A 1,248-nucleotide genomic window follows, 5' to 3' on the forward strand; every position below is an offset into this window, starting at 1 on the left:
CGCGACTGTCGTCACCGCGGCGCACGACCCGCTGGTCGTGGCCGCCGACTTCCTCGCGCACGTCACCGGCCACGGGCCGACGCCCGCCGAGGCCGCGGTGCTGCGTCGCGCCTACGAGGACGTCACCGCGATGGAGCGGAGCGCCTGATGCACCTGCGCTCCCTCACGCTCCAGGCGATCGGGCCGTTCGCCGGCCGGCACACGGTCGACTTCGACGCGCTCGGCCAGGCCGGGCTGTTCCTGCTCGAGGGGCCCACGGGCTCCGGCAAGTCGACGCTCATCGACGCGATCGTGTTCGCCCTGTACGGCAAGGTCGCGTCGAGCGAGGCGTCGGAGGAGCGGCTGCGCTCGGCGTACGCGGCCGACGACGTCGAGAGCGTCGTCGACCTGGTGTTCGAGGTGCCCGCGGGGGTCTACCGCGTGCGGCGCACCCCGGCGTACCAGCGCGCGAAGCGGCGGGGCACGGGCACCACCACGGCGAACGCGACGGTGAAGGCCTGGCGCCTGCCTGCCGGGGTCGAGCTCGACCCGGCGACGCTCGACGCGGTGGGCGTCCCGCTGGGCAACCGGCTCGACGAGATCGGCGCCGAGATCCAGAAGGCGGTCGGCCTGGACCGGACCCAGTTCGTGCAGACGATCGTGCTGCCGCAGGGCGAGTTCGCGCACTTCCTGCGCGCCAAGCCGGAGGARCGGCGCGGCCTGCTGCRGAAGATCTTCGGTACCGAGGTGTACGACCGGCTCGCGCAGCGGCTGGCGGAGATGCGCCGGGAGGGCGACCGCGCCTGCGCGACCGCCCGCGCCGCGCTCGTGTCCGCCTCGTCGCAGCTGGTCGGCGCGGCACGGCTGACCAGCGAGGACGCCACCGAGGTGCGCGCCGCGATCGACGCCGCGGTGCTGCGCGGCGAGGGTCTGGTCGCCGGCGTGGAGACGGTCGTGGCCGCACGGACCGACGGACTGCTGCGGGCGGCGGAGACCGCCCGCGCGGCGGCGACGGCCGCGGACGAGGTGCGCCGGCAGGCTCGGGCACTGCTCGACCAGGTGACAGCCACGGATGCGCTGCTGACGCGCCGCTCTGCGCTGCGCACGGAGCGTGCGGCTCTCGACGCCGCCGCGGACGTGAACGCCGAGGCGGTCCTGCGGTTGACGGCCGCCCGATCGGCCCAGGCCGTCCGGCCGCTGCTGGTCGGGCTCGAGCGCGCGGAGACGGCGCTGGACGGGGCCCGCAAGGCGCTCCGGGCCGCGCTGGAC

Annotated in this window: 1 protein-coding gene; it reads left to right on the forward strand. The window is 75.9% G+C overall.

Going from position 1 to position 1,248, the window contains the following annotated elements; translation table 11 throughout:
- Window positions 1–147 precede the first annotated feature (147 nt).
- Window positions 148–1,248, forward strand: a 1,101-nt coding sequence (locus AC1DUQ_RS21830; protein ID WP_477074647.1) for an AAA family ATPase, incomplete at its 3' end; no start/stop codon positions are given.

Source organism: Cellulomonas sp. P4_B5_2 (assembly GCF_056402235.1).